This is a genomic window from Pantoea sp. M_10 (assembly GCF_008631515.1).
Classification (GTDB): domain Bacteria; phylum Pseudomonadota; class Gammaproteobacteria; order Enterobacterales; family Enterobacteriaceae; genus Pantoea; species Pantoea anthophila.
In genome coordinates this window covers 137,522-162,433 of the sequence record NZ_VWUL01000007.1, presented here as the reverse complement: position 1 = coordinate 162,433, position 24,912 = coordinate 137,522, and the positions used below count along the sequence as shown (strand labels likewise).

General features: G+C 59.0%; 23 protein-coding genes. 11 read left to right on the top strand and 12 right to left on the bottom strand.

The window, feature by feature from the left end; all coding sequences use genetic code 11:
* From mdcC to mdcH, 6 genes are all read left to right on the top strand, one after another.
* Positions 1 to 300, top strand: a complete 300-nt coding sequence (mdcC, locus tag F3I47_RS18150; protein WP_009087734.1) for a malonate decarboxylase acyl carrier protein — start codon at positions 1 to 3, stop codon at positions 298 to 300.
* Complete coding sequence (locus F3I47_RS18145; protein WP_009087736.1) at positions 293 to 1,126, top strand: biotin-independent malonate decarboxylase subunit beta; 834 nt, start codon at positions 293 to 295, stop codon at positions 1,124 to 1,126. The genes mdcC and F3I47_RS18145 overlap by 8 nt, the downstream gene beginning before the upstream one ends.
* Complete coding sequence (gene mdcE, locus F3I47_RS18140; protein WP_009087737.1) at positions 1,126 to 1,926, top strand: biotin-independent malonate decarboxylase subunit gamma; 801 nt, start codon at positions 1,126 to 1,128, stop codon at positions 1,924 to 1,926. Before F3I47_RS18145 ends, mdcE begins: the two co-directional genes overlap by 1 nt.
* Positions 1,927 to 2,057: 131 nt before the next feature.
* Positions 2,058 to 3,017 carry an AEC family transporter gene (locus tag F3I47_RS18135; protein WP_150030095.1) on the top strand — a complete coding sequence of 320 codons (960 nt, stop codon included), beginning with the start codon at positions 2,058 to 2,060 and terminating at the stop codon, positions 3,015 to 3,017.
* Position 3,018: 1 nt separating this feature from the next.
* Positions 3,019 to 3,636, top strand: coding sequence for a malonate decarboxylase holo-ACP synthase (locus F3I47_RS18130; protein ID WP_150030096.1), 618 nt, complete (start codon positions 3,019 to 3,021; stop codon positions 3,634 to 3,636).
* Positions 3,633 to 4,535: a malonate decarboxylase subunit epsilon gene (mdcH, locus tag F3I47_RS18125; protein WP_150030097.1), complete on the top strand. Its 903-nt coding sequence runs from the start codon at positions 3,633 to 3,635 to the stop codon at positions 4,533 to 4,535. The genes F3I47_RS18130 and mdcH overlap by 4 nt, the downstream gene beginning before the upstream one ends.
* Here the strand turns inward: mdcH and F3I47_RS18120 are convergent.
* The 6 genes from F3I47_RS18120 to glgB form a co-directional block, all read right to left on the bottom strand.
* On the bottom strand, positions 4,516 to 5,451 hold the full coding sequence (locus F3I47_RS18120; protein ID WP_009087744.1) for a LysR family transcriptional regulator: 936 nt from the start codon (positions 5,449 to 5,451) through the stop codon (positions 4,516 to 4,518). The genes mdcH and F3I47_RS18120 overlap by 20 nt on opposite strands.
* A 199-nt stretch (positions 5,452 to 5,650) precedes the next feature.
* A complete protein-coding gene (glgP, locus tag F3I47_RS18115; protein WP_009087747.1) occupies positions 5,651 to 8,098 on the bottom strand; it encodes a glycogen phosphorylase in 2,448 nt (815 codons plus the stop codon).
* A gap of 19 nt (positions 8,099 to 8,117) precedes the next feature.
* Positions 8,118 to 9,551 carry a glycogen synthase GlgA gene (gene glgA, locus F3I47_RS18110; protein WP_009087749.1) on the bottom strand — a complete coding sequence of 478 codons (1,434 nt, stop codon included), beginning with the start codon at positions 9,549 to 9,551 and terminating at the stop codon, positions 8,118 to 8,120.
* A 63-nt stretch (positions 9,552 to 9,614) separates the two neighbouring features.
* On the bottom strand, positions 9,615 to 10,907 hold the full coding sequence (glgC, locus tag F3I47_RS18105; RefSeq protein WP_009087751.1) for a glucose-1-phosphate adenylyltransferase: 1,293 nt from the start codon (positions 10,905 to 10,907) through the stop codon (positions 9,615 to 9,617).
* 10 nt (positions 10,908 to 10,917) lie between these two features.
* Entirely contained in the window at positions 10,918 to 12,900 is a 1,983-nt protein-coding gene (gene glgX, locus F3I47_RS18100; RefSeq protein WP_150030098.1) for a glycogen debranching protein GlgX, read from the bottom strand.
* Positions 12,897 to 15,080 carry a 1,4-alpha-glucan branching enzyme gene (glgB, locus tag F3I47_RS18095; protein ID WP_009087753.1) on the bottom strand — a complete coding sequence of 728 codons (2,184 nt, stop codon included), beginning with the start codon at positions 15,078 to 15,080 and terminating at the stop codon, positions 12,897 to 12,899. Before glgB ends, glgX begins: the two co-directional genes overlap by 4 nt.
* 118 nt (positions 15,081 to 15,198) lie before the next feature.
* Here glgB and F3I47_RS22380 point away from each other — a divergent pair, with 118 nt between their 5' ends.
* Complete coding sequence (locus F3I47_RS22380) at positions 15,199 to 15,339, top strand: hypothetical protein (protein ID WP_167429069.1); 141 nt, start codon at positions 15,199 to 15,201, stop codon at positions 15,337 to 15,339.
* 101 nt (positions 15,340 to 15,440) lie between these two features.
* Here F3I47_RS22380 and asd read toward each other — a convergent pair whose 3' ends face one another.
* A complete protein-coding gene (asd, locus tag F3I47_RS18090; RefSeq protein ID WP_009087755.1) occupies positions 15,441 to 16,550 on the bottom strand; it encodes an aspartate-semialdehyde dehydrogenase in 1,110 nt (369 codons plus the stop codon).
* A gap of 217 nt (positions 16,551 to 16,767) precedes the next feature.
* Between asd and F3I47_RS18085 the strand changes: the two genes are divergently transcribed.
* Genes F3I47_RS18085 through F3I47_RS18080 form a run of 3 tightly spaced genes read left to right on the top strand, consistent with a single transcriptional unit; the run spans position 16,768 to position 18,014 of the window.
* Positions 16,768 to 17,361: a YhgN family NAAT transporter gene (locus tag F3I47_RS18085; protein WP_009087757.1), complete on the top strand. Its 594-nt coding sequence runs from the start codon at positions 16,768 to 16,770 to the stop codon at positions 17,359 to 17,361.
* A gap of 35 nt (positions 17,362 to 17,396) precedes the next feature.
* Entirely contained in the window at positions 17,397 to 17,528 is a 132-nt protein-coding gene (locus F3I47_RS22630; RefSeq protein ID WP_255470412.1) for a hypothetical protein, read from the top strand.
* Positions 17,529 to 17,588: 60 nt separating this feature from the next.
* Positions 17,589 to 18,014, top strand: a complete 426-nt coding sequence (locus F3I47_RS18080; RefSeq protein ID WP_150030099.1) for a hypothetical protein — start codon at positions 17,589 to 17,591, stop codon at positions 18,012 to 18,014.
* Positions 18,015 to 18,204: 190 nt separating this feature from the next.
* Here F3I47_RS18080 and gntU read toward each other — a convergent pair whose 3' ends face one another.
* The 4 genes from gntU to F3I47_RS18055 all read right to left on the bottom strand — a co-directional run bounded on the left by gntU (position 18,205) and on the right by F3I47_RS18055 (position 22,019).
* Positions 18,205 to 19,545, bottom strand: coding sequence for a gluconate transporter (gntU, locus tag F3I47_RS18070; protein ID WP_058956969.1), 1,341 nt, complete (start codon positions 19,543 to 19,545; stop codon positions 18,205 to 18,207).
* A 2-nt stretch (positions 19,546 to 19,547) separates the two neighbouring features.
* Positions 19,548 to 20,084, bottom strand: a complete 537-nt coding sequence (gene gntK / locus F3I47_RS18065; RefSeq protein WP_009087761.1) for a gluconokinase — start codon at positions 20,082 to 20,084, stop codon at positions 19,548 to 19,550.
* 140 nt (positions 20,085 to 20,224) lie between these two features.
* Positions 20,225 to 21,220, bottom strand: a complete 996-nt coding sequence (gene gntR, locus F3I47_RS18060; protein ID WP_150030100.1) for a gluconate operon transcriptional repressor GntR — start codon at positions 21,218 to 21,220, stop codon at positions 20,225 to 20,227.
* 103 nt (positions 21,221 to 21,323) lie between these two features.
* Complete coding sequence (locus F3I47_RS18055) at positions 21,324 to 22,019, bottom strand: pirin family protein (protein WP_150030101.1); 696 nt, start codon at positions 22,017 to 22,019, stop codon at positions 21,324 to 21,326.
* Positions 22,020 to 22,369: 350 nt separating this feature from the next.
* On the opposite strand from F3I47_RS18055, the gene F3I47_RS18050 reads away from it, so the two are divergent.
* A complete protein-coding gene (locus F3I47_RS18050) occupies positions 22,370 to 22,864 on the top strand; it encodes a GNAT family N-acetyltransferase (RefSeq protein ID WP_111207904.1) in 495 nt (164 codons plus the stop codon).
* Positions 22,865 to 23,101: 237 nt separating this feature from the next.
* Here the strand turns inward: F3I47_RS18050 and ggt are convergent, their stop codons facing one another.
* A complete protein-coding gene (gene ggt / locus F3I47_RS18045; protein ID WP_033736081.1) occupies positions 23,102 to 24,853 on the bottom strand; it encodes a gamma-glutamyltransferase in 1,752 nt (583 codons plus the stop codon).
* Positions 24,854 to 24,912: the final 59 nt, after the last annotated feature.

Here is a 24,912-nt window from a genome sequence, read left to right as displayed (position 1 = left end):
ATGGAACACATCACATTATCTTTACCCGCTAACCGCCTGCTCAGTGGCAGAGCGCTGGCCGGGGTCGTGGGTTCCGGTGATATGGAAGTACTGTACACCGCAACCCAGGGCGACACGCTGAACGTTGATATCACCACCTCACTCGATAACAGCGACGCCCGCTGGAAGGCGCTGTTTGACCGCCTGAATTTGATCAACGGCCTGCCGGCCGGCGAACTGATTATTCACGATTTCGGTGCCACACCCGGTGTGGCTCGTATCCGTCTTGAACAGGTTTTTGAAGAGGTGAGCCATGCGTAACGACGCCAGCTTTATTGAATTACGGGCGCGTGAACGCGCCCGTACGCTGCTGGATGCCGGCAGCTATCGCGAACTGCTGGATCCCTTTGAGGGCATCATGTCGCCATGGCTGGCCCCGCAGGGCGTGGTGCCGCAGTCCGATGACGGCATGGTCGTGGCACGTGGCACGCTGAACGGTCAGCCTGCGGTGGTTATCGCCATCGAAGGCACCTTCCAGGGCGGCAGCATGGGCGAAGTCTCCGGGGCGAAAATGGCGGCGGCGCTGGAGCTGGCGGCGGAAGACAACCGCAACGGCATTCCGACGCAGGCGGTGCTCTGCCTGGAAACCGGTGGCGTGCGCTTACAGGAAGCGAATCTTGGCCTGGCAGCGATTGCCGATATTCACGCAGCGATTGTCGATCTGCGTCGCTACACCCCGGTGATCGGCATCATCAGCGGCACCGTTGGCTGCTTCGGCGGAATGTCGATTGCCGCCGCGCTCTGCAGCTACCTGATCGTGACACGGGAAGCGCGCCTGGGCCTGAACGGCCCGCAGGTCATTGAGCAGGAGGCGGGCATTGAAGAGTATGACTCGCGCGATCGGCCCTTTATCTGGAGCATGACCGGCGGCGAAATCCGCTACGCCAGCGGACTGGTGGATGCGCTGGTGAATGACGGCATCAACGCGGTAAAAACCGCCATGAATGACTTCATTGCCAGAGGTGTACCAGCGCAGCACCGCAGCGACAATTATGCCGACTTCCTGTCACGTCTGACGCAGTTCGACACCCGCCAGCAGGCGGACACCGCGCAGATCAAACAGCTTTTCGCCCGGGAGGAGAAATAATGACCCAGACAAGCAGCCGCGGTGCAACCTGGCTGGAAAAACTCGCACCTCATGCACAGCGTCTCAGTGGCCTGTGTGCCTCTGTTCAGGTGGCTGATGGCCAGCTGAATGGCGAAAACGTCCGCTTCATCGCCGTGGTGCCCGATGCTCAGAACCACTATCCGCGCGCCGCGCAGGGGGAAGTGGGTCTGCTGGAGGGCTGGACGCTGGCGAAAGTGGTGAATGAAACGCGGGAAGAGGATAAAAACAGCGCCGTGAAACGCCCGATTGTGGCGGTCATCGATGTGCCGAGTCAGGCCTATGGTCGCCGTGAAGAGGCATTTGGTATTCATCAGGCGCTGGCGGGCGCAGCGGGAGCCTATGCTAATGCGCGCCTGGCCGGCCATCCGGTCATCGGGCTGATTGTCGGCAAGGCGATGTCCGGTGCGTTCCTGGCACACGGCTATCAGGCTAACCGCCTGATTGCGCTTAACGATCAGGGCGTGCTGGTTCACGCCATGGGCAAAGCATCGGCGGCGCGTATCACGCTGCGTTCGGTGGAGTCGCTGGAGAAACTGGCCGCCACCATCCCCCCCATGGCCTATGACGTGAGCAACTTCGCCACGCTGGGTCTGCTCTCCGATCTGCTGAACGTGGGCAATCCCGATGCGCCGTCTGACGCCGACGTGGCGATGGTGGAAATCGCGCTGCACAAGGCGATCGGCGATGCCCGTCAGGACCCGAGCCTGAAAAACCGTCTGGGTGCCTCCAACCGTCACAGCTCTTCCCTGGTGCGCGAGCGTATGCGCGCGACCTGGTAAACCGATAAAAAAAATAAACCTGCCGAATCCGGTCTGACGGGGCGTGTCACAGCGCCCCGGTGCAGTGGCCGTGTTCAGAATTATAAACATCGCTGTTTTTTGGAAAATTCTTTCTTAATAACAGGTGATTTATGATTTATATAATTGTGCATGCCCTTGCGCCTATCTTTGTCATTATGCTGCTGGGTTTCTGGGCCGGTAAGTGCGGAATGGTCAATAACAAAGACGTTTCGCTGCTGAATATTTTCGTGATGGATTTTGCGCTGCCCGCCGCGCTGTTCAGCGCCACGGTGCAGACACCCTGGTCGGGGATTGTGGCGCAGTCGCCGCTGATTGTGGTCCTGACCGGAGCGATGTGGATTACCTATGCAGCGATCTATTTCCTGGCCACCGGCGTATTTAAAAAGTCGCCACAGGATGCGGCGGTGCTGACGCTGACCGTCGCCTTACCCAATTACGCGGCGCTGGGCCTGCCGATTCTGGGCAGCGTGCTGGGCGAAGGCTCATCCACCTCGCTCTCGGTCGCTGTCTCTATCGCCTGCGGTTCGGTGCTGATGACGCCCTTCTGCCTGCTGATTCTGGAGCGGGAAAAAGCGCGCAGTGCGGGTGAGAATGTGGGGTCGACGCTGACCATGCTGCCGGTGCTCATGTGGCGCTCCGTTAAAAAACCGATCGTCTGGGGTCCGCTGCTGGGCGTGGTGCTCTCTGCGCTGGGCGTCAGAATGCCGGAGCTGGTACTTTCGGCTATTAAGCCGCTGGGCCTGGCCGCCACCGCGGCGGCGCTGTTCCTGACCGGTGTGATCCTTTCTGCCCGTCAGCTGAAACTCAACGCCGTCGTGGGCGTCGGCACGGTGGCGAAACTGCTGATTCAGCCCGTGATTGCCTGGGGTCTGGTGCTGGCGCTGGGGCTGAACGGCCCGGTGGCGATCACCGCGATCCTGATGATTGCGCTGTCGGCCGGTTTCTTTGGTGTGGTGTTCGGCAACCGCTTTGGCGTTCAGTCGCCGGATGCTGAAGCCGTGCTGCTGTTAAGTTCGGTGCTCTCTGTTCTGTCGTTGCCCCTGTTCATTACGCTGACATCAGGAATGTAATATGACCGCGCCCTGCCCCCACGATCTGCTCTGGCTGCGTGACCGCAGCGCATTAGCCACGATCTCAGCGTGCTGGGTCGGGACGTTCTGGCATCCCGGCCTGCCGGTGGTGGTGCGGCGCGATCATCACGAATCCGGCCTGATCCCGATTGGGGTGCGCGGTGAACGGCGGGAGCAGCGTGCCGCCGGATGGGTTCATCCGGACGATATTGTCCGGGTGATAACGCCGGAGAGGCTGGCCGATCGCCCCCTGCTGCAGGCTTCCCCTTTCAGCGCCTTTGCCCCGGTTCGCGCGGCGATCGTGCTGAGTGAGGCGGAGTGGCCGTGGCGCTGGGGGATCACCGGCAGCACCGGTTATGCGCTGGCGACGCAGCAGCCCACGCTGCACGCCGCCAGCGATCTCGATCTGGTGATCCGCGCCCCGCACCCTCTGGACCGGGCTGCGCTGCAACGGTGGCAGAATCAGACCGACGCGCTGGCGTGCCGGGTGGATACCCAGGTGGAAACGCCTGCCGGTGCGTTTGCCCTTAACGAGTGGCTGCGCGAGGAACAGGTGCTGCTGAAAACCGACACCGGCCCCCTGCTGACCGCTTCACCCTGGAGCAGAGAAACCTCATGAAAATACTCTTTACCTTTCCCGGCCAGGGCACCCAGCGAGCCGGCATGCTGCAGCATCTGCCTGACGGCGAGGCGCTGTTAGCCCGCGTGCGGGCGGTACTGGGCGACGAAACTGACAGGCTCGACAGCGACGAGGCGCTGCAGCACACCCGCGCTGTCCAGCTCAGCCTGCTGATCAGTGGGGTCGCGTGGGCGCGCGAACTGATACGTCGCGGGGTGAAGCCGGATATCGTCAGCGGTCTGTCGATTGGCGCATTTCCGGCGGCAGTGGTGTCAGGTGCGCTCGATTTCAGCGACGCCCTGCGGCTGGTGGCATTGCGCGGCGACCTGATGGAGCAGGCTTATCCGCAGGGATATGGCCTGACGGCGATCACCGGCCTGACGCTGACGCATCTGGAAACGCTGCTGCCCGGCAGCCACACTTACATTGCCAATCTGAATGCCGAAACGCAGATAGTGATTGCCGGTCGTGATGAGGATATGGCACGGGTGGCGCAGAAGGCGCTGGAGGCAGGCGCCAGTAAGGCGATCAGGCTGGCGGTGAGCGTGCCGTCGCACTGCGCGCTGCTGGACAAACCGGCGGCAGAACTGGCGCATGCGTTTGAATCCGTGCGCCTCTCCCGTCCCGATTGTGCTTACCTCAGCGGCTCAACCGCACGGGTGATCCACGACCCGGAGAAGATCGCCGAGGATCTGGCGTTCAATATGGCGCGGACCGTGCAGTGGTATGACACCATGGTCTCGGCTAACCAGCGCGATGCCCGTCTGGCGATTGAGATGCCGCCAGGCAATGTGCTGACCGGCCTGACCCTGCAGGCGGGCTGGCAGGGCGATGCAATCAGCCTGGAACGCAACGGCGTCGATGTGGCAGGTCATCTGGCTAAACGGCTGGAACGGTAAGGTTACGGGCGTACATGCGCCCTTCTGCCGCCAGGGCCAGCAGGTCATTGTCGCGTTCGCGGCGATGCGAATAGACAATCGCAACCTGCTGCCGCATCTGGTAAGGCGCTGCGAGCGTCAGCAGCTGGATATTGTTTTCATAGACTTTCCGCATCCTTCCCGGGATCAGCGCCAGGCCGACGCCCGCCTGCACCAGACTGATCATGGAGAAGATGTCATTCACCTTCGTCACCATGCGTGGTTCAAATCCCGCGATCTGAAACGCCTCCTGCGAACCGGCATAGGTGGCAAACCCCTCGGCCAGTGAGACAAAATCGCGGTCGGCATAGTCACGCAGATCGACCGGCGCGTCGCCGCTGCCCGTTTCGCCAGCCGGCGCCGCCAGACAGATCGTGTCCTCGAACAGCGGGATCACATCAAACCGGGCCTCACTGAGTTCGCCCTCATGGGTGGCAATCAGGATCGCGTCCAGCGCATCATCTTCCAGCATATTCAGCAGCATCTGGTTAGAGCCCATGGTCAGATCCAGCTCCAGCGTCGGCCGGCGCAGTTTCATGCCCATAATCAGCCGGGGAATGGTCTCCAGGGTCAGCGAGTAGAGTGTGCCAAGCCGCAGCCGTCCTCCACCGATACCCGCCACTTTGCGGGCCTCCTCAATGCCTTTGCCCATCAGGGCCGTGACGTCGCGACAATAGTCCAGCAGCGTCCAGGCGGCGGGCAGCGGCACCAGATTGCGCCCTTTGTGGATAAACAGCGGGCAGTCGATGCCCTCTTCCAGCGTGTGCAGCGCGCGGTGCACGCTGACGCTGCTCAGCTCCAGCGCTTCCGCCGTGCGGGCGATATTGCCTTTCGTCATAAACATCATGAAGACGCTGAGCTTCCGGAAGGTAATTTCCTGATTGATATTGTCACTCATGGGCTGCTGTTGCCTGTAAGGTCATTTTGCTTTTCCGCATAGTAGCGATTCTCCGCCAGCCTGTAATGATCTGGCTCGCAGCCGGATGATTTACTGCGGCTGAAGGCGGAATCTGCGGATGTCAGGGAGGAGCGGAACGGGCAGAAAAAAGTGCGGCCGGTTTCCCGGCCGCAGAGCAGATGAATTGACGGCGCGCGCCTTACAGCCTTATCGGTGAAATGTTCCAGATCTCATCGGCATACTCCTGAATCGTCCGGTCAGACGAGAAGTAACCCATGCCGGCGATATTTTTCGCCGCACGGCGCTGCCACTCTTCCGGCTTACGGTAGAGCGCATCCACCTTGTCCTGGGTATCCACATAGCTGCGATAATCGGCCAGTAACTGGTAGTGGTCGCCGAAGTTCACCAGCGAATCGAACAGATTGCGGTAGCGACCCGGATCCTGCGGGCTGAAGACGCCCGACGCGATCTGCGTCAGGACCTGATGCAGCTCTTCATCGCCTTCATAATAGTCACGCGGGTTGTAGCCACCCTGTCGCAGGGCTTCTACCTGCGGCGTGGTATTGCCGAAGATGAAGATGTTCTCTTCACCGACGTGATCCAGCATCTCCACGTTGGCACCATCCAGCGTACCGATCGTCAACGCGCCATTCAGGGCAAACTTCATGTTACTGGTGCCGGACGCTTCCGTTCCGGCGGTCGAGATCTGCTCAGAGAGATCGGCGGCCGGAATGATGATCTGCGCCAGACTCACGCTGTAGTTCGGGATGAAGACCACTTTCAGTTTGTTCTTCACCTGCGGATCGTTGTTGATGATGTTGGCGACATCGTTGATCAGATGGATAATGTGTTTGGCAACGTAGTAGGCGGAGGCCGCTTTACCGGCAAAGATATTGACGCGCGGCACCCAGTCCGCCTGCGGATCGGCCTTGATACGGTTGTATCGGGTGATCACATGCAGCACGTTGAGCAGCTGACGCTTGTACTCGTGAATACGCTTGATCTGCACATCAAACAGCGCGTTCGGGTCGAGCACCACGTCCAGGTTTTTTGCCACCCACTCGGCCAGCCGGCGCTTGTTCTGATGCTTGGCAATCGCCACTTTCTCGATAAACGCCGGGTAGTCGATCTGCGCTTTCAGCTCATCCAGCTGGCTGAGGTCGGTGCGCCAGTTGCGGCCAATCTCCTCATCCAGCACCTCTGACAGCGCCGGGTTAGCCAGCGCCAGCCAGCGACGCGGAGTGACGCCGTTGGTTTTGTTGCAGAAGCGGCCCGGGAACAGGCGGGAGAAGTCTGCAAACAGCGACTGCACCATCAGGTTGGAGTGCAGCTCTGAAACGCCATTCACTTTATGGCTGACCACCACCGCCAGCCAGGCCATGCGTACCCGGCGGCCGTCGTTCTCGTCGATGATCGAAATACGCGACAGCAGATCCAGATCGTCAGGATAGTGATCCTGAATCGTCTTGAGGAAGAAGTCGTTAATTTCAAAAATAATGCTGAGATGACGCGGCAGGATCTTGCCGATCATATCCACCGGCCAGGTCTCCAGCGCTTCGGTCATCAGCGTATGATTGGTATAGGAGAAGACCTGACAGCAGACGTCAAAGGCGCTGTCCCAGCTGAATTTATGCTCGTCGATCAGCAGGCGCATCAGTTCGGGGATCGCCAGCACCGGGTGCGTGTCATTCAGGTGGATGGCGATCTTATCCGCCAGGTTGTCCCAGGTCTGATGCATGCGCCAGTGACGATTCAGAATGTCCTGCACCGTGGCAGATACCAGGAAATACTCCTGACGCAGACGCAACTCGCGCCCGGAATAGGTGGAGTCATCGGGATAAAGGACGCGTGAGACGTTTTCGGAGTGGTTTTTATCTTCCACCGCCGCAAAGTAGTCGCCCTGGTTGAACTTACCGAGGTTGATTTCGTTACTGGCCTGCGCGCCCCAGAGGCGCAGCGTATTGGTGGCGTCGGTGTCGAAGCCCGGGATGATCTGGTCATAGGCCATCGCCAGGATCTCTTCGGTCTCCAGCCAGCGCACTTTCGCCCCTTCGTGCTGGACGCGGCCGCCGAAACGCACCTTGTAGCGGGTGTTGAATCGCTGAAATTCCCACGGATTGCCATACTCAAGCCAGTAATCGGGCGACTCTTTCTGCTCACCTTCCACAATGTTCTGTTTGAACATGCCGTAATCGTAACGGATGCCATAGCCGCGGCCCGGCATACCCAGCGTCGCCAGCGAATCGAGGAAACAGGCCGCCAGACGGCCCAGACCGCCGTTGCCCAGGCCCGGATCGTTCTCCTCCTCCATCAGCTCGGCCAGATCCAGCCCCATTTCGTCGAGGGCCTGGTTGAGATCGTCATAGATCCCCATCGCCAGCAGCGCATTCCCCAGAGTGCGCCCCATCAGGAACTCCATCGACAGGTAGTAAACCTGCCGCACATCCTGCGACAGCTGAGCGCGGCTGGAGCGCAGCCAGCGCTCCACCATCCGATCGCGAACCGCCAGCAGCGCGGCGTTCAGCCACTCATGCTTGTTGGCAATAGAGGGATCTTTGCCGATGGTAAACATCAGTTTGTACGCAATCGAATGCTTTAAAGCATCCACCGTCAGCGTGGGTGAAGCGTAAGTGAAAGGTGCATTCATATCCGGTTTTCCCCATCCGTTACATCAGACGCTGGTAGAGATCGCGGTAGGCTTGTGCGGCCACCTGCCAGCTGAAATCCATGCCCATCGCCTGTCGCTGAACATAACGCCACAGTGAAGGGCGAGACCACAACACAAACGCGCGGCGAATCGCCCGCAACAGCGACCAGGCGTTAGCATCTTCAAAGCTGAAGCCACTGGCAATCCCATCCGCCAGGTTTTCCAGTGAGCTGTCGTTAACCGTATCCGCCAGTCCGCCGGTGCGGCGCACCAGCGGCAGCGTGCCATATTTCAGGCCATACAGCTGCGTCAGGCCGCAGGGCTCAAAGCGGCTCGGCACCACGATCACATCGGCACCACCGACGATGCGGTGTGAAAACGCCTCGTGATAGCCAATCTGCACACCCACGCTGCCCGGATGCTCTGCTGCCGCGGCCAGGAAGCCCTGCTGCAGTTCGGCATCGCCCTGTCCCAGCAGCACCAGCTGACCGCCCTGCGCCAGCAGGCCAGGGAGCGCCTCCAGCACCAGGTCCAGGCCTTTCTGTTTGGTCAGGCGGCTGATCACGCAGAACACCGGCGCTTTGTCATCAACCTTCAGCCCCATCGCCACCTGCAGCTGCCGTTTGTTTTCCGCTTTGGCTTCCAGCGTGTCGCGGTTGTAGCGCGCGCTGAGCAGCAGGTCGTGGGCCGGGTCCCAGATGGTCGGGTCGACACCGTTGAGGATCCCGCTCAGCCGCCCTTCCCGCATCCGCTGCGCCAGCAGCGTTTCCATGCCGTAACCAAATTCAGCAGAGGTAATCTCATGGGCGTAGGTCGGGCTGACCGCCGTCACGTGATCGGCGTAGAAGAGTCCCGCCTTCAGGAAGGAGATCTGCCCGTAAAACTCCAGCCCATGCATGTTAAAGAACGACCACGGCAGGCCAATCTGATCCATGTGGTGCGCCGAGAACAGTCCCTGATAGGCCAGGTTGTGCACGGTAAACACCGATTTGGCTGGACGGCCGCGCGCTTCCAGATAGGCGCAGGTAAGGCCTGCGTGCCAGTCATGGGCATGGACGATATCGGGACGCCACATCGAATCCATACCGCACGCCAGTTCGCAGCCGACCCAGCCCAGCAGCGCGAAGCGCAGGTAGTTATCGACATAGGCAAACTGCGACTCGTCATGATAAGGGCTACCGGGACGGTCGTAGAGGTCAGGGGCATCGATCAGATAGATGCCCACACCGTTAAATTCACCATATAACAGACGTATATGACCGGCAAATGTCTCTCGCTCTGTCACCATCTGGAGATCAGGTATGCCTTTGCGCAATGCAGGAAACGCTGGCAGCAGCACCCGCGTGTCTGTGCCGCCCGCAATCTGCGCCTGAGGTAATGCCCCGACTACATCAGCCAGTCCGCCCGTTTTAAGCAGCGGGAAAAGTTCTGAACAGACATGTAAAACCTGCATCCTCGACCTCATTAAGTTATCCGGCACGCTCCGCGTGCCGATTGCGTAAGTTCCGCTTATCGCTTACAGCCCCGCTTTGGCCAGCCTGGCCAGCATGGCGCGGGTGACCAGTACGATCCCTTCATCCGAACGGTGAAACCGGCGACTGTCTTCATCCGGATTTTCACCAATCACCATGCCTTCCGGTAACTCACAGGCGCGATCAATCACGCAGCGGCGCAGACGACACGAGCGACCCACCACCACATCCGGCAGCAGAACGGTTGAATCAATATTGCAAAACGAGTTAACCCGAACCCGGGGGAACAGCACCGAGTTGACCACAACCGAACCGGAGATAATGCAGCCGCCCGACACCAGCGAGTTCATCGTCATCCCGTGACTGCCGGAACGATCCTGAACAAATTTCGCGGGTGGCAGCGGCTCCATGTGGGTACGGATAGGCCAGGTGACGTCATACATATCCAGTTCAGGCATCACCGAGGCCAGATCGAGATTGGCGCGCCAGTAAGCTTCCAGCGTTCCGACGTCGCGCCAGTAAGGCGGCGCGTTGTCATCGTTCTGGACGCAGGAGAGCGCAAAGGAGTGCGCATATCCTTCGCCGCTTGCCACCACTTTCGGCAGGATATCTTTGCCAAAGTCGTGGTTAGAGCCTGGCGTCTGCAGATCCGCTTCCAGCAGTTCATAGAGATAATCCGCGTTGAAGACGTAGATCCCCATGCTGGCGAGCGACTGCGTGTCATCACCTGGCATGGTGGGCGGCTTCGCGGGTTTCTCCACGAAGTCGATCACCATGTTCTCTTCATTCACCGCCATCACGCCAAACGCCGTGGCTTCATGCACCGGTACCGGTAAACAGGCGATGGTACATTTCGCCTCGTTCACCACGTGGTCCAGCAGCATGCGTGAATAATCCATCTTATAAATGTGGTCCCCGGCAAGGATCACGATGTACTGCGCCTGATAGCGGCGAATCACATCAAGGTTCTGCGTCACGGCATCGGCCGTGCCGCGATACCACTGTTCGGTCGAAAAGCGCTGCTGCGCTGGCAGCAAATCGACAAACTCATTCATCTCTTCATTGAAGATCGACCAGCCACGCTGGATATGCTGAGTCAGGGTATGGGACTGATACTGCGTAATGACGCCAATCCGCCGGATACCGGAGTTGACGCAGTTGGAGAGGGCAAAGTCGATAATGCGGAACTTGCCGCCGAAATGCACCGCCGGTTTGGCACGTTTGGCCGTTAAATCGACCAGCCGCGTGCCGCGTCCGCCGGCGAGGATCAGAGCAACCGTCTGTGTAGGGAGCTGGCGGGCCAGCATCAGGTGTTCTGTTCTATCTAACTTAACCATGTCTGACTCCTTATGATTGCTTTTGGAACACGCACACCCCGTGTGCGGGACCATGCCAGACAGTTAGCAGGATGGGGTTGTCGTCCCCGGCGAAAGGAGGAAGGGCACGCCATTCTCCGTCTGGTAACACGATGTCATTCACCGTATCCGTGGCGTTTATTGTTATTAACCAGCGGCCAGACAGCAGGATCTGCAATCTGTGCAGCCCCTGTGCCCATTCATCGTGCTGCAGTGGCTGGCCACCGGCATTGAGCCACTGCACATTGCCATCACCCTCCTGCCACCAGCGATCCGCGGTCAGCGCCGGTATGCGCTGGCGCAGACGAATCAGTGCGGCGGTGAATCCGACCAATCCCTTCTCATCCGCCTGCCAGTCAAGCCAGCTGAGGGCGTTGTCCTGACAGTAAGCATTATTATTGCCGCGCTGCGTGTGGCCACGCTCATCGCCCGCCAGCAGCATCGGCGTGCCCTGTGACAGCAGCAGCGTGGTGAGCAGTGCCCGCACGCTACGGCGGCGACGTTCCGTGACGTCAAAACTGACGTTCAGCCCCTCTTTGCCGTGATTGTGGCTGTAGTTATCGCCGTGACCGTCGCGGTTATCTTCCCCGTTGGCTTCGTTGTGTTTGCGTTCGAAGCTCACCACATCCCACAGCGTAAAGCCGTCATGCACGGTGATCAGGTTAACCGTGGCGTGGGGCGGCCGGTCGTCGTGCTGGTAGAGATCGCTGGAGGCGGCAAAGCGACGGACAAACTCGCCGTTGCTGAGTGCGCCATGCAGCCAGTAGCGACGCGCGGTGTCGCGAAACTGATCGTTCCATTCGGCAAAGGGTGGCGGAAAACGGCCAACCTGATAGCCGTCAGGGCCGATATCCCAGGGTTCCGCAATCAGCTTGACCTGAGAGAGCAGCGGACAGGCGCGTATTGCATCGAAAAAAGGGGCATCACGCCGGTAATCGGGCGTGCGGCCCAGCACCGGCGCAAGGTCAAAGCGGAAGCCATCAACGTGACAGACCCGCACCCAGTAGCGCAGCGCCTCTAAGGTCCACGCCATCACCTGCGGATGGTGGATATTCAGCGTGTTGCCGCAGCCGGTCCAGTTCTGATAGCCGTCCTGCTCATTCAGCCAGTAGTAGCTGGCGTTGTCGATGCCGCGCATCGAAATCGTCGGGCCGATCTCATCCAGTTCGGCAGTGTGGTTGAACACCACATCCAGCAGCACTTCGATACCGGCAGCGTGCAAGTTTTTTACCGCCTGCTGAAACTCCTGCAGCGGCGTGACGCCTGGCTGACCAGAGGCGTAACGCGGATCGACCGCCCAGAGCGCAAAGGGGTTGTAGCCCCAGTAGTTACTCAGGCCGAGCTGGAGCAGGCGCGGCTCGCTGGCAAAATGGGCCACCGGCAGCAGTTCCAGCGCCGTAATGCCGAGATCGCGCAGGTAGTTCACCATAACAGGATGACCCAGCGCCGCGTAAGTCCCGCGCAGCGTTTCCGGAATTTCCGGATGCTGCTTCGTCAGCCCGCGTACATGCGCTTCGTAAATCACCGTGTTACCCCACGGCGTGCGCGGGGCGGCATCGTCCTGCCAGTCGAAATCTTCCGCCACCACCCGTGACTTCGGCGCGATGGCCGCGTTGTCATGCGGATCGGGCTGCGCCTCGCCGCCCTGAAACAGCGGGTCATCCGGGACGTCGCCCTCAACCGCGCGGGCGCAGGGATCGACCAGCAGCTTCGCCGGATTAAAGCGGTGTCCCTGCTGCGGCGCCCAGGGGCCATGCACCCGGTAGCCGTAACGCTGCCCCGGCTTCAGCGCCGGAACATAACCATGCCAGATATCCCCGCTGCGGCCTGGCAGATCAAGACGCTGTTCACGCCCCTCGTCATCAAACAGGCAGAGCTCGACGCGCCCGGCATGCTGAGAAAACAGGGTGAAATTGACGCCTTTACCATCGTAACTGGCACCCAGCGGTTCGGGATCCCCGGCAGTAATGGTCATTCCCCCTCCCGCACCAGCCATACCGTTGCCAGCGGTGGCAGATTGAGGCTCAGCGACTGTGGTCGTCCGTGACTCTCCTGCTCATCGGTATGCACCCGGTGATTGCGCACATCACTGCCGTGATACTCATGCTGGTCGGTGTTCAGCACTTCGCGCCAGGTGCCAGGCTGATTGACCCCAAAGCGGTAGCCCGGACGCGGCACCGGCGTAAAGTTACTGACGACGATGATTTCGTTACCTTCGCGATCGCGACGTACAAAGGCGAAGACCGAATGTTCCGCATCGTTGACCACCAGCCACTCAAAACCTGCCGGATCAAAGTCGAGCTGATGCAGCGGCGTGTAGTACTGATAGGTGTGGTTGAGATCGCGCACCAGACGCTGCACGCCGTGATGCCAGTTATCGCCGCCTTCCAGCAGATGCCAGTCCAGGCTGACATCGTGGTTCCACTCGCGGCCCTGAGCAAACTCGTTGCCCATAAACAGCAGTTTCTTGCCGGGGAAGCCCCACATCCAGCCGTAATAGGCGCGCAGATTGGCGAACTTCTGCCAGGCATCGCCCGGCATGCGGTCGAGGATGGAGCGCTTGCCGTGCACCACTTCGTCGTGCGACAGCGGCAGCACAAAGTTTTCGGTGTAGTTGTACATCATGCCGAAGCTCATCAGGTTGTGATGATGCTTGCGGTAGATAGGATCGACCTGCATGTAGTCGAGCGTGTCGTGCATCCAGCCCAGGTTCCATTTGAACCAGAAGCCCAGCCCGCCGCCCTCTGTCGGACGCGTTACGCCAGGGTAGTCCGTCGACTCTTCCGCCATCGTGACCGCGCCGGACGCCACGGTACCGAGCGTGCGGTTGGTGTGTTGCAGGAACTCAATCGCCTCAAGGTTCTCGCGGCCACCATACTGATTCGGCACCCACTGCCCTTCAACGCGGCTGTAGTCGCGGTAGATCATGGAGGCGACGGCATCCACGCGCAGGCCATCGATGCCAAAGCGTTCTGTCCAGTAGAGCGCATTGCCCGACAGGTAGTTACTCACTTCCCGGCGGCCAAAGTTGTAGATCAGGGTGTTCCAGTCCTGATGGTAGCCTTCTCGCGGATCGCTGTGCTCATAGAGCTCGGTGCCGTCAAAGCGCGCCAGCCCGAAGTCATCGTTGGGGAAGTGACCCGGTACCCAGTCGAGCAGGACGTTGAGGCCGGCAGCATGGGCGCTGTCGATAAAGGCGCGGAAGTCGTCACGGGTTCCGAAACGGCGAGTCGGTGCATACATGCCTAGCGGCTGATAGCCCCAGCTGCCGTCAAACGGATGTTCGTTAATCGGCAGCAGTTCGATATGGGTAAAGCCCATCTCTTTGACGTAGGGCACCAGCTGTTCAGCCAGCTCTTTGTAGCTCAGCCAGAAATTGTTGTCGGTATGACGACGCCAGGAGCCCAGATGTACTTCATAGATGGAGATCGGCGCATCGAAACCGTTGGCGGCCTTGCGCTCCGCTTTCATCTCAACGGGCGCAGGCAGGCCGCAGATCATCGAGGCGCTTTCCGGGCGCATCTGCGCTTCGAAGGCGTAAGGGTCCGCTTTGATACGCAGATCGCCATTGGCGTCGATGATTTCATATTTGTAGAGCTGACCGTTGACCGCACCCGGCACAAACAGCTCCCAGATGCCCAGCTCCTGGCGCAGACGCATCGGGTGACGGCGGCCATCCCAGAAATTGAAATCGCCAACGACGGAAACACGACGGGCGTTGGGCGCCCAGACGCAGAAGCGGGTGCCGGTCACGCCATCAATCACGTCACCATGCGCGCCCAGGGTTTCGTATGGACGCAGGTGGGTGCCTTCCGCCAGCAGCCACAGATCCATCTCCTGCAGCAGCGGGCCAAAGCGATAGGCATCGTCGACCAGGTTTTGCTGGCCGTGCCAGTTCACCGCCAGCTGATAGCGGAACGGATTTTTGCGGCGGGGGATCACGCCGCTGAAGAAGCCGCGTGCGTCTTCACACGCCAGTTGAGCCAGCTTGCGCCCGGTAGAGGTCTCAATGACCCACACCTCAAGCGCTTCGGGGAGCAACGCCCTGACTTCAAGGCCTTGTGGCGTTCGGTGCATCCCTAGTAACGAAAAAGGATCGGCATAATTACCCGCAAACAGGGCATTGATCGCCTCGCGATCGGGAAGCTCTGACATGACTTTCTTCCTGTGATAACTGGCAGCCGAGATGCTCGCGACACGGCCTGTCGCGCGTCATCTGCGCTGCTCTTCATTGAGCCATACGTACGACGGCAAAAAAGTGTCAGGCCATTCCATGGAAAAAGTGTTTTGCCGTGTACCACAACCATTTAATCCGGAAAGCAAAAGCGAAACCTGTGGCACATCATGGTTAAATCATAGCTTGGTCGCAGCAGTTGCCATGGCTGAAAGCAAAATATTCTTTGCCGACCGCTAAAAAGGGGAAGCTGATCACTGAGTAAGCGAACCGGCAGGTTGTTTCACGTACTGCAAAGCAAAAAAAAGGCCGGATAAATCCGGCCTTTGGCGATATTTTTCTTAGTCGATTAACAACCGCAGCATGCGACGCAGCGGTTCGGCTGCGCCCCATAACAGCTGGTCGCCTACCGTGAAGGCGGAGAGATACTCCGGCCCCATATTCAGTTTGCGCAGACGGCCAACCGGCGTGGTCAGCGTACCGGTCACGGCCGCGGGGGTCAGTTCACGCATCGTCAGCTCGCGGTCATTCGGCACCACTTTGACCCACTCGTTATGAGAGGCCAGCAGCTGTTCAATTTCAGACAGCGGCAGATCGCGCTTCAGCTTCAGGGTAAACGCCTGGCTGTGGCAGCGCAGTGCACCCACACGCACGCACAAGCCATCAACCGGAATGACGTTGCGGGTCGCGAGGATCTTGTTGGTCTCCGCCTGGCCTTTCCACTCTTCGCGGCTCTGGCCATTCTCCAGCTGTTTGTCGATCCACGGAATCAGACTGCCCGCCAGCGGCACGCCGAAGTTATCGGTCGGCAGGGTGCCGGAACGGGTGAAGTCGGTCACGCTGCGCTCGATGTCGAGAATTGCTGAGGCCGGATTCTGTAGCGCAGGCGCAACGTGGTCGTGCAGCATGCCCATCTGGGTCAGCAGTTCACGCATGTGGCGCGCGCCGCCACCTGACGCCGCCTGATAGGTGGCGACAGAAGCCCACTCCACCAGGTCCTGCGCGAACAGACCGCCCAGCGACATCAGCATCAGGCTGACGGTGCAGTTACCGCCAACGAAGGTTTTGATGCCCTGGTCGATGCCCTGACGGATCACCGCGTGGTTGACCGGATCGAGGATGATGATGGCATCGTCCTGCATGCGCAGCGTCGAGGCCGCATCGATCCAGTAGCCCTGCCAGCCGCTGGCGCGCAGCTTAGGATAGACATCGCTGGTGTAGTCGCCGCCCTGACAGGTGATAATGATGTCCAGCGCACGCAGCGCCTCAAGATCAAAGGCATCCTGCAGTGCGCCCTGCTGCTTGCCCGCAAACGACGGAGCCGCCTGACCATGCTGCGACGTCGAGAAGAAGACCGGATTGATTGCATCAAAATCGCGCTCTTCGCTCATGCGGGACATCAGCACGGAGCCGACCATACCGCGCCAACCAACAAAACCTACATTCTTCATGTCGTGTCCGTCTCAGGCAGATTTCACCTGCTTTCATTTCAGTGGAGAGAGCGGCGTGCTATGTTCACGCCGCTCTGCGTAATAATAGGATTTACCTCTGTCTGCTCACTCTACAAAATGCAGGCCTGGTGGCAAGTGAATTAATTCGATTACGCTAACTTTTTCAGCAGCGTAACTAATAACTCCGCTTTCTGGCGGACGGGATGGCGTTAAACCAATGACTGAAATGATTTCGGCGACAATATTATTGTTGTTAATTATGGATCCGCTGGGCAATCTGCCGATTTTTATGTCGGTTTTAAAGCATCTGGAGCCGAAACGGCGGCGGGTGGTGCTGATCCGCGAAATGCTGATCGCCCTGATTATCATGCTGCTGTTTCTGTTTACCGGCGAGCGCATTCTGGCCTTTTTAAATCTGCGCACCGAGACGGTGTCGATTTCCGGCGGCGTCATCCTGTTTCTTATCGCCATAAAGATGATTTTCCCGTCGGCCGAGAGCAGCAGCTCTGGTTTACCGGCAGGGGAAGAGCCGTTCCTGGTGCCGCTGGCGATTCCGCTGGTCGCCGGGCCGTCGTTGCTGGCGACGCTGATGCTGCTGTCGCATCAGTATCCACATCAGATGTCCCACCTGGTGGGCGCGCTGTTGATTGCCTGGGGCGTGACGGTCGGCATTCTGCTGATGTCAGGTCTGTTCCTGCGTCTGCTGGGTGATAAAGGGGTCAACGCGCTGGAGCGTCTGATGGGGTTGATACTGATTATGCTGGCGACCCAGATGTTCCTGGACGGCATCCGCGCGTATCTGAAGTTGTAAGCGCACCGTTATCCTTTTACCCCGACAGGCCGACCATGCAGCCTGTTCAGGCAGCGATTCCGGTCGGTCGTTTTGGCCATTCAGATGCCCGCCTGGTGGTGTCTGAGGGCGATAAAGGTGACGCGATTGCCACCAGAAAGTACGATGCAAAAAGTAAACAGGGGTGAGGGTGCCCGGAAAAAGCTGCCGCAGCGGATGCAGCATCTGAAAACCCGGAGGGAGATACCATGAGGTTGTTATTACAGTTTTTTTTCGGCGCGCTCTATCTGATAACGGGTTACGTCTCTTTTCAGGCACTCCTGCACTATGCCAGCAGCGGCCATTCAGGGGTGATCACAGAGATGCGCAGTTATCTGGTTGCCCCGCTACTCTGCGCGCTGCTCTGGCTGCTGTTTTATCTGGTCGCCTGGTGGAGCTTCAGGAAAATTGCCTTGCTGTCCGTGGCTAAAGAAACCGCCTTTCAGTCGCTATTCTTTCTGGCAAATAGCGTTTGCTTAGCTGGCCTGACCTTATTCTCTGTCCCGGGCCGGAAAGCGGCGTTAAATACTGTGCAGTTGATGAAGATTGACGTCACTGATTTTGCCTGGATTTACCTGGCTTCCGCCGCCATCACGCTGGTTGTTTTTGCTCTGATAAGAAGAAGGTGGGCATGAACCCGGTTTAATCCCGCTGCTGCTGTTTATATTGCCGGTTTTTTCCTGCGCGGTGAGGAGAATAAATGACGCTGGCTATTCACGCGGCGTCATTCTCCTTCTGCTGGTGGCGCCTTATCTGCTGTTCCCGTTTTTACTCTTCCCCTGCTCGCGGGAAAAAACCTGACGGGCAGAGAGCCCGTCAGGCTGGTCAGGAAAGCAGTGCGAAAGCAATCATACCGACGATAGCCCCGGTCGTGCCGAGAATCGTCTCCATCAGCGTCCATGTCTTCAGCGTTTCCGCTTCGCTGGCCCCGGTGAAGCGGCCAAACAGCCAGAAACCGGCATCGTTCACATGACTGATGATGATGGAGCCGCCGCCGATACAGATCGAGAGCGCCGCCAGCTGCGCGCCGCTGTAGTGCAGCGGTTCAATCACCGGCATGATCAACCCGACCGTGGTCAGACAGGCGACCGTTGCCGACCCCTGAATGACCCGTACCGCACCTGACAGGATAAAGCAGGCCAGCGCAATCGGCAGGCCCGCGCCGGTCAGCGCGTTGCCCAGCACCGGACCCACACCGGAGTCCACCAGCACCTGCTTGAACACGCCGCCCGCGCCAATCACCAGCAGGATAATCCCCGCCGGTTGCAGCGCGCTGCCGCACACCTGCATCACCCGCTCTTTATCCATGCCCTGACGATAAGCCAGACCATAAATCGCCACCAGCAGCGCCAGCAGGATCGCGGTGAAGGGATGGCCGATAAATTCCAGCCACGCATACAGCGAGGTCCCTTCGGTGGTGAAGCGGGCGCCAATGGTTTTCAGGCCGACCAGCACCAGCGGAAACAGGATCAGAGAGAGGCTGAAGCCAAATGAGGGCAGCTGGTTCTCATCGACATCCGGCTGATGATCTTCCGGCGGGGCGCTGAAGGAGACGTGCTTCGCAATGAAATTGCCAAACAGCGGCCCGGCAATCAGCATCCCGGGGATCGCCGCACACAGCCCCAGCAGGATCATCCAGCCAAAGTCAGCGTGCATCTGTGAAGCCAGCAGCATCGGAGCCGGTCCCGGCAGCAGAAACGCGGCGGCAGCAGCCACCCCGGCAAAGAGCGGGATAACCAGCTTCACCAGGTTGCCCCCGGTTCGCCGCGCCACGGCAAAAGCGATGCTGATCAACAGCACGACAGCCACCTCAAAAAAGAGCGGCAGCGCGCAGATCAGACCGGCAATCCCCATGGCGTAGTGGGCGCGGCTCTGACCAAAGGTTTTCAGCATCCGGATAGCAATCTGATCCACGGCCCCGGTTTCATGCAGGATTTTGCCGAACATCGCGCCCAGCGCCACCACGATAGCGAGGAAGCCGAGCGTGCCGCCCATCCCCTTCTGCATGGTGTCCGCAATCTTATCCAGAGGCATGCCGGAGAACAGTCCGGCACCGATTGACACTAACATGAGTGCGACAAAGGCGTGCATTCGCGCCTTCATCACCAGAAAAAGCAGCAGCAGGACGGAGCCTGCTGCGGTCAAAACGAGTGTTGCGGTATTCATCTCTAACCCTGACTGATAGCGTCCCGGATAGTCGCAACCGTAGCCGCCACAACCTCATCCAGTGAATGCGTGATATCCACTTCCAGTACATCCGGCTCGTCGCTGCCTGGCGCTTCCAGCGTTGCAAACTGCGTCACCAGCATCTGCGGCTTGAAGAAGTGCCCTTTGCGCGCTTTCAGGCGGGCTTCAATGGTGTCGAAGTCCCCTTTCAGGTAGATGAAACGCAGGTTGTCATTTCCCTGACGCAGAATGTCGCGATAACGCTTCTTCAGGGCCGAGCAGACAATGATGGAGATCGCCTGGGTACGCTGCATGGCAAAAGCGGCATCGTTCAGGGCCTGTAACCACGGCTGACGATCGTTGTCATCCAGCGGATGACCATCGGCCATCTTCAGAATGTTGGCACGGGGGTGGAGAAAATCGCCGTCAAGAAAGGCTGTATTCAGCTGGTGAGAGACCTGATTGGCGACGGCAGACTTTCCGCTGCCTGAAACGCCCATCAGGATAAAAACGTGATGCGACGGGGATTGCGTTGTCATTTTTCTGCTCCGGCAGGTGAGAATTTGCCAATGTTACCGATAACAATGTCGTTTCTCATTCTCCTGGCCGCTTAACAGCGTGGCAACCTTTTTACCCGGAAAAGCCTCAAAGTGTGAGCTGACTCATAAAAACGTCACAATCAGATGCTGCCGCCTTCACTGATCGCAAAACCGGTGTCGAGCATGCGCGTTTCGCGGCTTTCCCCGGCGATGCGCGCCAGCAGCAGCGCTGCGGCTTCGCGCCCGATGCGATCACGCGGCGTCAGTACCGTAGCCAGCTGAGGCGTCACCACCTGACTGATATCGTGACCATGAAAACCGGCAATCGCCATCTGATCGGGCACCTGCAATCCCTGGCGCTGGCACTCAAACATCGCGCCGACCGCCAGGTCGTCGTTGGTACAGAAGAGGCTGTCGGTTTCAGGATAGAGACGCTGCGCCTCACGCAGCAGATCGCCACCGGCACTGAATGAAGAGGCATCCTCCATCATGACGCTGCGCGGCGTCAGCCCGGCTTCGCGCATCGCGATTTCGTAACCACGCTGTTTCTGCAGGGTACGCTCATCCAGGCGTGCGCCAAGATAAACGGTGTGACGATGTCCTTTGCCGAGGATCGCCTGGGTCATCTGCCGGGCCGCTTCGACGTTATCAAAGCCGACCGCCATATCCAGGCAGGGCGTAACGCTGTCCATCATCTCGATGACCGGGATGCCCGCCACTTCCAGCATGCGCAGCGTGCCCGGGGTATGGGTGCGTTCGGTGAGGATTACCCCATCAATGTTCCAGCCCAGCAGCGAGCGCAGTTGCAGCTCCTCTTTCTGTGGGTTGTAACCAAAGTGGGCGACGAGCGTCTGGTAGTTCGCTTCATCCGTGACGGCTTCAATGCCGCGCAGAACGTCAGCAAAGACCTGGTTGGTCAGTGACGGCAGCAGCACGCCAATCGCACGGCTGGTGGCGTTCGAGAGCATATCGGGGGCGCGATTAGGGATATAACCCAGCTCATCCAGTGCCACCGCGATCTTATCCCGCAGGGCAACAGAAACCTGCTCAGGATTGCGCAGGTAGCGGCTGACGGTCATCTTGGTAATGCCGACGCGATCGGCAACGTCCTGTAATACCGGTCTTTTCTTCTTCATCGTAGCGCCTGGGATCGCCCTGAAAGCTAAAGTACGATGAGTCTATCACTTTTCTGTCACAAAATTGCCAGCGGGGCGCACCGGGGTGCGCCCGTCAGTTTTCTCAGACCGGTGGCAGATCAAACAGCAGAACTTCTGCGGCCGTGCTGGCTTCCAGCGTAAGCGCGCTTTCATCCCAGATGGCGAGGGCATCGCTGGTAGTCACCGCGTTACCGTTTACGCTCACGTTGCCTTTGACGACCTGGATCCAGATGCGACGACCGGGCTCAATCGCCACGTTATCCTGTTCACCGGCACCCAGTACCCAGCGCGACAGAGTCATGTCCTGATAGACTTTCAGCGATCCTTCACGGGCATCCGGGCTAAGCACCAGCTGACGTCCCTGCACATCCGGAAAGCGGCGCTGATCGTAGCGCGGCTCAATGCCGGTACGCTCAGGAATGATCCAGATCTGATAGAGGTGCAACGGTTCGCTTTCGCTGGCGTTGTACTCCGAGTGACGCACGCCAGTACCGGCGCTCATGATCTGAAACTCCCCTGCCGGGATCTGCTCTTTGTTACCCATGCTGTCCTGATGCTCAACCGTTCCGGAGAGCACGTAGGTCAGGATTTCCATATCTTTATGCGGGTGAGTACCAAACCCCTGACCGCCGTCGATCACGTCTTCATTAATTACCCGCAGCGCGGAGAAGCCCATGAAGTTCGCGTCGTAATAGTTGGCGAATGAGAAGGTGTGCCAGCTATCGAGCCAGCCGTGGTTTGCGTGACCGCGTTCTTCAGCTTTGCGTATATAAATCATTTTCAGATCTCCTCAATGTTTTTTCATAGTCTGTGCCTGAGACGATCTGATTGATAGCTGAAAAACTTCACTCCTCTGTTCAAAATAGTTGAACAAGGGTTGCGCAGTGGCTGAAAAAGGCTGAAGGAGAGCGGGCAAAAAAAAAGCCAGCGCCCTGGCTGGCTAAATAATACTGGAAGCAATGTGAGCAATGTCGTGCTTTCTCAGGCTGTCGGGCGACCTCCCGGGAACGCATGACAATAATAATCATTATCATTCGCGTCTGTAAAGCGGTTTTCGCACTTTTTCACTTGATTAACGGATTGAATACCTTGATGTTTAAAAGGTTTTTAACGGCGAAAGGAGCGACCATGAGTGAAATCGTTGTCCGGCACGTTATACCCGAAGATGCCGCTGCACTGCACCGGATTTACAGCCAGCCCGATACCCAGGCCGGCACCCTCCACCTGCCCCATTCATCCCTACAGGGGTGGCATACGCGCCTCGCCACGCCTCCGCCCCATTCATACCTGCTGGCTGCCTGCATTGATGATGAGGTTGTCGGGCAAAGCGCGTTAAAGGTGGAAGAGCGTCCCAGACGCCGTCACGCCGCTTCACTGGGAATGGGGGTGGATGCGCGTTACCGGCAGCGTGGCGTCGGCAGCGCACTGATGCGTGAAATGGTCGCCATGTGCGATAACTGGCTTCAGGTGAGCCGAATGGAGCTGACGGTGTTCGTCGACAACGCGCCGGCCATCGCCCTTTATCAGCGATTTGGTTTTGAGATTGAGGGAACGGCGCGCGGGTTCGCTATACGGGACGGTGAACTCATTGATACGTACTATATGGCGCGGATTAAACCCTGACCTGTGATGATGAAAAAGGGCACCTGCTGGTGCCCTTTGTGCTGAAAACCCTGGCACGTTTCGCTGTCAGTCAGCGCCTGCACAGGAAACGGGGTCAGATCGGAAAGACGCAAAAGCCGTCATCCATGACACGCTCGGCCCGCGCCGTCCTGGCGCGGGACGCTTTCCTCTTCTGACCCCGTTCCCTGCGCGTTAAGCTTATTTATTGCTGTCAGATTCACCGGGGTCAGGTTTGTATCAGTAACCCGCACTTAAATCATCGATGCTGCGCGGGTCAGACGCGCCATACAGCATGCCATCCGGCCCAATCATGATGCTCTGGGTACTGCCCATCGCAGGCAGCACCTTCACATGCTGACCTCTGGCTTCCAGCAGACGCAGTGTGTCCGGACTGAAGCCCTTCTCTACCCGCAACTGATCCGGCAGCCACTGATGGTGGAACCGCGGTGCGTTAGTCGCTTCCGCCACGTTCATGCCAAAATCGATGCTGTTAACCACCATCTGCAGCACGGTGGTGATAATGCGGCTGCCGCCCGGGCTGCCGGTCACCAGCCAGGTTTTGCCCCCTTTGGCCACGATAGTCGGCGACATCGACGACAGCGGGCGTTTCGCTGGCTGCACGGCATTCGCTTCACCGCCCACCAGCCCATAGACATTAGGCGTTCCGGGTTTAGCAGAGAAATCATCCATCTCGTTGTTCATCAGAATGCCGCTCTTGCCTGCCACAATGCCGCTGCCGAAATAGGTGTTCAGCGTATAGGTCACCGCAACCGCATTCCCCTGCTTATCCACCACCGAGAAGTGGGTGGTCTGGTTGCTTTCGTAGGGGTCGAGTTTACCCGGCTTGATCTCGCTAGAGGGGCGCGCTTTCGCCACATCGATCTGCTGCGCCAGCGTCTTAGCGTAGGCTTTACTGGTCAGCGCCTGCCACGGCACCTTCACGAAATCGGGATCGCCGAGATACTCTGAGCGGTCGGCATAGGCATATTTTTCCGCTTCCGCCATTACCTGCATGGCATCAGCACTGCCAAAGCCCATCTTCGCCAGATCGAAATTCTCCAGAATATTGAGGATCTGCACGATGTGAATGCCCCCGGACGACGGTGGTGGCATGGAGAAGACCTCATAGCCACGGTAAGTGCCGCTAATCGGCTTGCGCTCGACGGCACGATAGGCCGCCAGGTCCGCTTTGGTGATCAGCCCGCCGTGCTGTGCCATCTCTCCGGCGATCTCATCCGCAATTTCGCCTTTATAAAAGGCATCCGGCCCCTGACGGGCGATCAGTTGCAGGCTGTGAGCGAGATTTTTCTGCACCAGCCGATCGCCCTTCTGCCACGGTGTGCCGTCTGGCTTGTAGAAGATCGCCTTGCTGTTGGGATGGGTGATCAGCACCTCTTTGCCGTAGGTTTTCAGGTCATCGGCCAGCGCATCGTTAACCGGAATGCCATCCCGCGCCAGCCGGATGGCCGGAGCCAGCAGGGTGCTCAGCGGCAGAGTGCCATATTTGTGTGCGGCCAGCGCCAGACCCGCTACGGTGCCGGGGGTACCGGACGCGAGATGTGAGGTCAGCGACAGCTTGCTGTCGGCATTGCCCTGCTTATCCAGAAACATATCGCGCGACGCCCGTCCCGGTGCCATTTCACGGAAATCGATGGCGGTGGCACGGCCCGAGGCGGTGCGCAGCAGCATAAAGCCGCCTCCGCCAAGGTTGCCCGCCTGCGGATGGGTAACCGCCAGCGCAAAACCCACGGCGACGGCGGCGTCAACGGCATTACCGCCCTGACGCAGAATCTCTACGCCGACCTGGGTTGCCATCGCGTCTACCGACGCCACCATGCCGTGCTGCGCTTTAACCGGGTGAAACGTGTCGCTGTCCACGCCATAGGAGACGGGCGGCGCCTGCGTCGGCGCGGCATTAGCGCCCGCCACAACGGTAAAACTCATCACCAGCGACCAGCTAAGCTGACGCACCGTTTGCTGCATTTTCATCCTGTCACCATCCCGTGTTGTTATTTACATTTTTTTATCATTTCTGCAAGTGCTTACAA